General features: G+C 68.5%; 8 protein-coding genes. 3 read left to right on the plus strand and 5 right to left on the minus strand.

All coding sequences use genetic code 11. From position 1 onward, the window contains the following. The first annotated feature begins 85 nt into the window (after positions 1-85). Together GSQ95_RS18620 and cobM are read left to right on the plus strand one after the other, a co-directional pair. Positions 86-808, plus strand: coding sequence for a cobalt-precorrin-6A reductase (locus GSQ95_RS18620; RefSeq protein WP_158894619.1), 723 nt, complete (start codon positions 86-88; stop codon positions 806-808). Beyond that, positions 805-1,536: a precorrin-4 C(11)-methyltransferase gene (cobM, locus tag GSQ95_RS18625; protein WP_158894622.1), complete on the plus strand. Its 732-nt coding sequence runs from the start codon at positions 805-807 to the stop codon at positions 1,534-1,536. Before GSQ95_RS18620 ends, cobM begins: the two co-directional genes overlap by 4 nt. A gap of 138 nt (positions 1,537-1,674) precedes the next feature. Here the strand turns inward: cobM and deoC are convergent, their stop codons facing one another. Continuing rightward, positions 1,675-2,352 carry a deoxyribose-phosphate aldolase gene (gene deoC / locus GSQ95_RS18630; protein WP_158894625.1) on the minus strand — a complete coding sequence of 226 codons (678 nt, stop codon included), beginning with the start codon at positions 2,350-2,352 and terminating at the stop codon, positions 1,675-1,677. Positions 2,353-2,446: 94 nt separating this feature from the next. Here deoC and deoR point away from each other — a divergent pair, with 94 nt between their 5' ends. Further along, entirely contained in the window at positions 2,447-3,211 is a 765-nt protein-coding gene (gene deoR, locus GSQ95_RS18635) for a DNA-binding transcriptional repressor DeoR (RefSeq protein WP_017642939.1), read from the plus strand. On the opposite strand, the gene GSQ95_RS18640 is transcribed toward deoR, so the two are convergent. The 4 genes from GSQ95_RS18640 to GSQ95_RS18655 all read right to left on the minus strand — a co-directional run bounded on the left by GSQ95_RS18640 (position 3,204) and on the right by GSQ95_RS18655 (position 8,172). Further along, complete coding sequence (locus GSQ95_RS18640; protein WP_158894628.1) at positions 3,204-4,289, minus strand: aldose 1-epimerase family protein; 1,086 nt, start codon at positions 4,287-4,289, stop codon at positions 3,204-3,206. The two genes, deoR and GSQ95_RS18640, sit on opposite strands and share 8 nt — an antisense overlap. Before the next feature lie 13 nt (positions 4,290-4,302). Beyond that, complete coding sequence (gene fucP / locus GSQ95_RS18645) at positions 4,303-5,634, minus strand: L-fucose:H+ symporter permease (protein ID WP_158894631.1); 1,332 nt, start codon at positions 5,632-5,634, stop codon at positions 4,303-4,305. Between the two features lie 47 nt (positions 5,635-5,681). Continuing rightward, the gene (rbsK, locus tag GSQ95_RS18650) at positions 5,682-6,608 is read right to left on the minus strand and encodes a ribokinase (protein WP_158894634.1); all 927 of its coding nucleotides are present in this window, start codon (positions 6,606-6,608) and stop codon (positions 5,682-5,684) included. Positions 6,609-6,846: 238 nt separating this feature from the next. Continuing rightward, positions 6,847-8,172, minus strand: a complete 1,326-nt coding sequence (locus GSQ95_RS18655) for a DUF3100 domain-containing protein (protein ID WP_158894637.1) — start codon at positions 8,170-8,172, stop codon at positions 6,847-6,849. Positions 8,173-8,329: the final 157 nt, after the last annotated feature.

Here is an 8,329-nt window from a genome sequence, read left to right on the forward strand (position 1 = left end):
CTCCCCTCTCCCCCCGGGAGCGGGGCCGGGGGTGAGGGCGCGCCATGCATGACGAAACCTTCGCCGCCCTGACGGAAGACCGCCCATGAAGATCCTCCTGCTCGGCGGCACCACCGAAGCCCTGGCCATCGCCCGCACACTGCCGGCGAAGGCCCTCTACAGCCTCGCCGGTCTCGGTCGGGTGCCTCAGGACCTGCCCTGCCAGGTGCGGGTCGGCGGCTACGGCGGCGCCACGGGACTGGCCGCCTTTCTCCACGGTGAAGGCATCGAGCTGCTGCTGGACGCCACCCACCCCTACGCCGCCCGGATCAGCCACAACGCCGCGCGGGCCGCTGCTGACGCTGGCCTCCCCTGCTGGGCGCTGCGCCGACCCGGCTGGCAGGCCGGACCGGACGACGACTGGCGCGAGGTGGCCGACTGGGCCGAGCTGCAGCGAGCCCTGGCACCCTTCGCCCGCCCCTTCTTCACCCTGGGTCGCGAGCCGCTGGAGCATCTCCAGGAGATTCCCGACGGGCAGTTCTGGACCCTGCGCCTGCTCGATACCCATCCCGGCCACGTCCGGGCGCGGATCATCGCCGACCGCGGCCCCTTCGCCCTGGAGTCCGAGCGCGCACTTTTCGCCCAGGGCGACTTCGATGTGCTGATCAGCAAGAACAGCGGCAGTGCCGCCACCCAACCCAAGTTGCAGGTGGCGCGCGAACGGGGCCTGCCGGTGCTGATCCTGAGGCGCCCAGCCCTGCCCACTGTCGATCGTGAATTCGCCAGCGTCGCTGACTTGCTCGCCGCCCTGGCCAAGGAAATCCCATGACCGTTCATTTCATCGGCGCCGGCCCGGGCGATCCCGACCTCATCACCGTCAAGGGTCAGCGGCTGATCCGCCAGTGCCCGGTGATCCTCTATGCCGGCTCCCTGGTGCCGCCCGCGGTGCTGGAGGGGCACCAGGCCGAGACGGTGATCGACACCGCCCACCTGGACCTGGAGGCCATCGTCGGCCACCTGGCCGCCGCCCATGCCCGCGGCCAGGACGTGGCCCGGGTGCATTCCGGCGATCCCTCGCTGTATGGCGCCATCGGCGAGCAGATCCGCCGCCTGCAGGCGCTGGGCATTCCCTACGCCATCGTTCCCGGCGTCACCGCCACCGCCGCCTGCGCCGCCCTGCTGGGTTGCGAGCTGACCCTGCCCGGGGTCAGCCAGACGGTGATCCTCACCCGCTATGCCAGTCGCACGGCCATGCCGGAAGGCGAGGCGCTGGCCGACCTGGCCCGCCACCGCGCGACCCTGGCCATCCACCTAGGCGTCGGCCAGCTGGAACGCATCGTCGCCGACCTCCTGCCGCACTACGGCCCCGCCTGCCCGGTGGCCATCGTCCACCGCGCCAGCTGGCCGGACCAGGACAGCATCCAGGGCACCCTGGCCGACATCGTCGAACGAGCGCGGGACAAGGATTTCCGCCGCACCGCGCTGATCCTGGTCGGCGAGGTGCTGGCACCGGGGGATTTCCAGGATTCCAAGCTGTATCGGCAGGGGCCGGGGTAGTCATCAAATGCCTTTATCGCGGCCATGGCGGTCCGCCGATGCGGCCGCTCCTACGGTTACATCGGAGCCTGTAGGAGCGGCCCATGGCCGCGATAAAACACCCCTACCATAGAGAGAAATGACGGCGATCTCCGGAGATCAATACCCCGCCCCACCCTCGCCACCGCTGACGATGGCCACGCCCGAGCTGGTACCCAGGCGGGTCGCGCCGGCGTCCAGCATGGCCTGGGCGGTGGCTCGGTCACGCACGCCACCGGAGGCCTTGACGCCCATCTCCGGGCCCACCTCCTGGCGCATCAGGCGGATATCCTCCAGGGTCGCGCCGCCGTGGCCGAAACCGGTCGAGGTCTTGACGAAGGCGACCCCGAGGTCGCGACAGATCCGGCAGGCCTGGCGCTTCTGGGTTTCGTCGAGCAGACCGGTCTCCAGGATCACCTTGAGCGGTACCGCACCGCAGGCCGCCTGGACCGCGGCGATGTCGGCGGAGACCTCGTCCAGCAGGCCATCCTTGAGCCAGCCGATGTTGAGCACCATGTCGATCTCCCCCGCCCCGGCGGCGATGGCCTGCTCGGCTTCGAAGGCCTTGGCCGCGCTCAGCCCGGCGCCGAGCGGAAAGCCCACCACCGCGCAGACCTTGACCGCACTGCCGGCCAGTTGCGCCGCGGCGTGGGGGACCTGGGCGGAATTCACGCACACCGAGTAGAAGCCATGGCTGCGCGCCTCCTGGCACAGGCGCTCGATCTGGGCGCGGCGGGCATCGGCGGCGAGCAGGGTGTGGTCGATGGTCTTGGCGAGTTCGCCGGGTTCAAGCTGCATGGGGCCTCCTCAGGCACGGGTAGCGTATGATCGGATCAGAATTCTTGGTTGGTGCGGCCTGCACCTCTTGTCGGACTCCCGTAGCGCACCCCTCATGGATAGCAAGAAAGCCGCTCGGCTCAAGCTGATGCACCAGGCGCTGCAGGATCAGCACGCCATTCACCTGCGCGAGATGGCCCAGCTGCTGGGTGTCTCGGAAATGACCCTGAGACGCGACCTGCGGCTCCCGCCGGACGGCCTGCGCCTGCTCGGCGGTCACGTCACCCGCGATGTCGGCGGCAGCGAGGCGCCCGGCTACCAGGTGGTGGAACAGGACCTGCGCCAGGTCGAGGAAAAGCGCCGCATCGGTCGGCTGGCCGCGGCGCAGATCCGCGCCGGCGACACCGTCTTCCTCGATTGCGGGACCACCACGCCCTTCGTGGTGGACTTCATTCCCGATGACCTGGAATTCACCGCCGTCTGCCATTCGCTCAATGTGCTGCTCAAGCTGCAGCAGAAGGTCAACTGCACCCTGGTGGTGTGCGGCGGGACCTTCCAGCGCAAGAACCAGATCTTCGAGAGTCGCCTGGAGACCGGGGTGCTCGACGGCGTGCGCCTCACCCACGCCTTCGTCTCGGCGGCCGGGGTCAGCGAGGACTTCGGTGTCACCTGCTTCAACTTCAACGAGGTCGAGGTCAAGCAGAAGGTCCTGCGCCAAGCCCAGCAGCGGCTGCTGCTGGTCGACCATACCAAGTTCGACGTGGTGCGCGCCGCGCATTTCGCGGCGCTCGACGACTTCGACTTGGTGGTCAGCGACGGGCGCATTCCGCGCAGCTATCGCGAGCGGATCGAGGCGAACGGCGCGCAACTGCTTACCTGATCCGCGCCGGGTTGGCCAGGCGCGCCAACAGCGCCTCGCGCTCGGCGGCGGCGAGATAGCCGGTGCGCACGCTGAAGGCGCGCCGTTCACCCGGTTGCAGCTGCTGCACCTGGCCCTTGGCGGTCTCGGCCAGATAGCCCTCCGGCTCACAGGTCGCCGGCAGCACGAAGGCCGCCACCTGCTGATCGGGGTTGTGCAGCACCCAGCGCGTGGCATGGGGCAAGGCCGCCGGGCGATAGGCCGTGTAGAAGGCGGCGCCGCCCGGATGCTCCAGCAGGAAGTGCGCCTCCCCCGCCGCGTCGGTGCCCGGCGCATCGATGAAGCTGACGATTTCCGGCTGGTAGCGCGCGGGCGCATCCAGCACCCGCAGCCGTTCCGAATCTTCGGCCAGCTCGGCGATGAAGGCCTGCCAGTCGGCGGTCGGCCGCACATGGGCCGGCACGCTGGTGCGCACCCGGGTGCGGGCCACGCCCAGCGGCTCATGGAAGCGACCGCCGGGTACGTAGGCGTAGTTCATGTGCGCCATGTACATCAGGTCCATGGGCTGGCCGGCCTGGTTTTCCACTTCCAGGCCCAGCTCGAACAGGGCGCTGTCCGGTCTCAGGGTCACGCTGGGCTGGGCGCGATAGCGGTCGCCAAAGCCCATGGCGTAGTCATGGCGACCGCCCAGACGGAGGAAGTCACCCGCCGCGTCCCGGCCCAGCTCCAGCCAGGCCTCGTCCAGCGGCGCGCAGGGCAGTTCGCCGTGCAGCTCGTGGCTGTCCTCCGGCGCCGGGCAGCCGTTGCGCAGCACCCCGGCGTGGAACATGAAGCAGCCATAGGTCTCGATGATCCGCCGGGTCGGCCGCGGCTGGTCGAACAACCCGGGCATGGTCAGGCGGCAGCCGTCGAAGCTGGCGTCCCAGACCATCTGTCCCTGGTAGGGCAGCACGATCAGCCGGCCACGGCGATTCTCCAGCGCCAGGGCGCACACCCCGGAGGGATAGGTCCAGGCGCGTACCTGGAAGGCGTCGCTGGCGAGCAGGGTGCGCTCGCAGGCGGTGAATTGCTCAGGCTGCAGGGCCAGGCGTACGGACATGGCGGCGCCCTCCTCAGGCGGTCTGGGCGGCGCCCACCGGCAGCCGCTCGCTGGCCGGATGACGCAGGCAGTAGAGGGCGTAGGCGACGATCACCGTGAAGCACAGCAGCGGCACCGAATAGGCCAGCTGCATGTTGCCGCCGGTGTAGTCGGACAGCAGGCCCTGGAAGATCGGGATCACCCCGCCGCCGACGATGCTCATCACCAGCAGCGAGCCGCCGAATTCGGTGTCCCGGCCGATGCCGTCGACGGTCAGGCCATAGATGGTCGGCCAGCAGGGGCCGAGGAAGATGCTCACGCCCACGGCGGCGTACACTGCGGTGATGTTGGGCACCAGGATGGTGTAGGCCAGCAGGGCGATGCACAGTACCCCGTAGACGCCCAGCACCTTGGCCGGATGCCAGCGACGCATCAGCAGGTTGGCGATCAGCTTGCCAACGAAATAGGCGGCGAAGGTGGTGAGCAGGAACCAGGAGGCGCTGCGCTCGTTCATGCCGCCGAGCTGCATGGCCAGGCGGATGGTGAAGCTCCAGACGCCGACCTGGGCGCCGACGTAGAGGAACTGCGCCAGCACGCCAAAGACGAAGCGCGGATTGCGCCTCAGCCGCCCGAGGCTGGCGGCGATACCGTCGCCCTCGCTGCGCACGGCATCGTTGCCCTTGCAGGCCGGATAGCGGGTACAGGCGATCAGTACGAAGATCAGCACCAGCACGCCGATCATCCACTGGTAGGGCGTCAGGGTGGCCTGGATCATCTGCAGCTGCTGGGCGGCGGCCTCGGCGGGATTCATCTGCAGCAGCTGCGCCTGGCTGGCGTCGCCCTCCTTGAACATCACGAAGCTGCCCACGTAGACGCCGGTCATGGCGCCGAAGGGGTGGAAGGTCTGGGAGATGTTCAGCCGGCGGGTACCGGTCTCGCGCGGCCCGAGCAGGGTCGAATAGGTGTTGCAGGCGGTCTCCAGGAAGGACAGCCCGGCGGCGATTACGAACAGCGCCAGCAGGAACATGCCGTACTTGGCCATGGAGGCGGCGGGAAAGAACAGCAGGCAGCCGACCATGTAGAGGAACAGGCCGAAGAGGATGGTCGTCTTGTAGCTGAAGCGCCGCACCATCAGCGCGGCCGGCAGGGCCAGGAAGAAATAGCCGAGGTAGAAGGCCGACTGGACGAAGGCGGTCTGGAAGTCACTGAGCAGGAAGGCCTTCTTGAAGTGGGCGATGAGCACGTCGTTCATGCTCGCCGCGGCGGCCCAGAGCGCGAAGATGCAGCACAGCAGGATGAAGGCGAACCACGGCGTGCGGTTCAGGTAGTAGCCGTCGGCGCTGGGCCGCAGGGGTGACTGGCTCATTGTTGTTCTCCGTAGGGATGCCAGGGTGAGGGGTCGCCGCGTGTGGGTCAGAGATCCAGGGACGCGAGGTAGTCTTCGAAGACCGCGGCCTCGGGATAGGAGGTCTGGGTGCCGCGCCCGGTGACCGACAGTGCCGAATAGGCCACGGCGCGCTGCATGGCGTCCCGCAGGCCGAGACCCTGGACGCGGCCATGGGCGAAGCAGCCGATGAAGGCATCGCCGGCGCCGGTGGTGTCGATGGCCGCCACCGGCTGGCCGGGAAGGCTGAATTCACCCTCCTCGCCCACGTACAGCGCGCCCGCGGCGCCCAGGGTGACCACCACGTGGCGGATGCCGCGACCGGCCAGCACCCGCGCGGCGGCGAAGGCGCTCTCGCGATCCTGCACGGGCAGGCCGCTGACCAGGGCCAGCTCGGTCTCGTTGGGGACGAAGTAATCCAGCCGGGCGAGGTGCGCGGCGCTCAGGTCGGCCACCGCGGGGGCCGGATTGAGCAGCACGGGGATGCCCAGGCGCTGGCCGCAGTCGATGGCCGCGTAGACCGTCTCCAGGGCGATTTCCAGCTGCAGCACGATCAGCCCGCAGTCGCGCAGATCGGCTTCCGCGGCCTGGATGTCCGCCGGGCCGAGGGCGGCGTTGGCGCCCTTCACGATGAGGATGCTGTTGTGCGAGTCGGGCTGGACGAAGATCGGCGCCACCCCGCTTGAGCGACCCGGCGCGCGGGTCACGTGACGGGTGTCGATACCGAAGCGGCGGAAGTTGGCCAGGGTGTTGTCGGCGAAGAGATCGTCGCCGACCTTGGTCACCATCAGCACCTCGCTGCCCAGCTTGGCCGCGGCGACCGCCTGGTTGGCGCCCTTGCCGCCACAGCCGAGGGCGAAGTCCGGCGCCTCCAGCGTCTCGCCCTGCACGGGCAGGCGCTCGATATAGGTGATGAGATCGACCATGTTGCTGCCGATGACCGCGATTTTGCCCATGCCGAGCGCGCCTCCGTTTTTCTTTATGTTATTAAATTAACGGTTTTTGTTAATTTTCCATCATAGATACTGCAACTCGGGGCGCAGCTCAAGCGCCGGTGATCGTCCAGGGACGAGACCTTGCCGCCAGGGCTCAAGGCTGGGAGCTGCGACACGAAAATGCAGGGACAGGCGAGTCAGGCGAGGGGGCAGTACGGTAGCGGGAAGCGGCGCACCGGGGACCCGGTGCGCGCGAGGATCAATGAAACACTTCGGCGATGAAGGCCGCGCCGATGAAGGTGCCGAAGCTGGCGATCAGCGAAACCACCACGATGCGCCAGCCGAGGCGCCGGAAGGCCGGGATGTCCTTGGCGATGGACAGGCCGGCGAAGGCCAGCATGGGAGTGATCAGCGCCATGATGCCGACCGCGTTGTGGGCGGCGGTGATCTGCGGCGCCAGCGGACACCAGGGCGAGGTCAGGAACATGGCCACCAGCGATACCCAGCACACCGCCGGTACCTTGCGGCGGAACAGCTGGCAGAGCAGTTCACCGACGAAGGCCGCCAGGATCATCACCGCGACGCCCAGGAAAGCAGCCGGTGGCAGGGTCTTGCTCATCACCAGGGTCGCCAGCAGCGCCAGGGCACCCGAGGCCAGCCAGGCGCTGAAGCGTGCCGACCAGCCCAGTTCCACGGGCTCGTCCACCACGGCGGCATCCACCGCACTCTGCTGGAAGGAAGCCTTGGTGGTACGGCCGATGCGCGGCTCCATCACCCGGTAGCCCCAGACCGCCAGCGGCAGGGAGATGAACAGGGTGAAATAGGTGCCCAGGGTCAGGGTGATGAGGTTGGCAGCGGCGGCCAGGGCCATGACCTCCTTGGCCACCTCGGCGGTCTGCTGGGCGGCGATGGCTCCGGCCGCGGCGGCCATGATGCTGCCCGAGCCCAGGCCGGCGCCCATGGCCAGGGAATAGGGGTGGAAGATGTTCAGGCTGGCGATGAAACCGGCGACGATGGCCATGAATACCGCGCCGAACAGGGTGCCGGTCAGGTACTCGGCGAGCACGCCGCGACCTTCCGGGGAGTCCATGCCGTAGCGTTCGCTGATGATCGCCAGGCTCGGTTCACGCCCCACCGAGAAGGTGGCACCGATGGCCTCGCGCTTGATGCCCAGCAGCAGGGCCACCGGCAGGCCGAGCAGGATGGTGCCGACGAAATGCCCGAGCTCCTGGAAGGCCAGCGCCCAGCCGGCGGCGATCACCGTGGGCAGCGAGCCGCCCACCACCAGGCCGAGCTTGGCGATGAACACCAGCAAGGCGTATTGCAGAATGGCCGCCGAGCGCACCTGGGCGCCGCGGTCGATAGCCAGCCCCAGCGGCATGCGCTTGCCGACCTGCCCCACCGCCGCACCCAGCAAGAGCGCCCAGATCATCGGCAGCAGCACCACCTTGCCCGGCCCCAGCGGTATGGTGAGGGAGCCCATCAGCTCGGCGATCAGCAGCACCAGCGCTGCCCAGATGTAGAGTCTGACGGTATTGCTGACGGCTCGGTCCTGGCCCACGGCCAGCGTCGGATTGGCGCTCATTCTTCCCCCTGCGGCCCGCTCGCGGGCTCGGTTGTTGGTCTGGTTGGCAGTCGCGAGCGACTCAGAGCGACCAACAAAACTACTGCGCGTCCGCCAGACACGTGCGTGCAGTGCTCGGAATCCTCATGTACCGCTCGTACACTCCGGTTCCTGCGCG

Origin of the sequence: Pseudomonas sp. BAV 4579 (assembly GCF_009765395.1) — a bacterium.
In the GTDB taxonomy this organism is placed as follows: domain Bacteria; phylum Pseudomonadota; class Gammaproteobacteria; order Pseudomonadales; family Pseudomonadaceae; genus Chryseomonas; species Chryseomonas aestiva.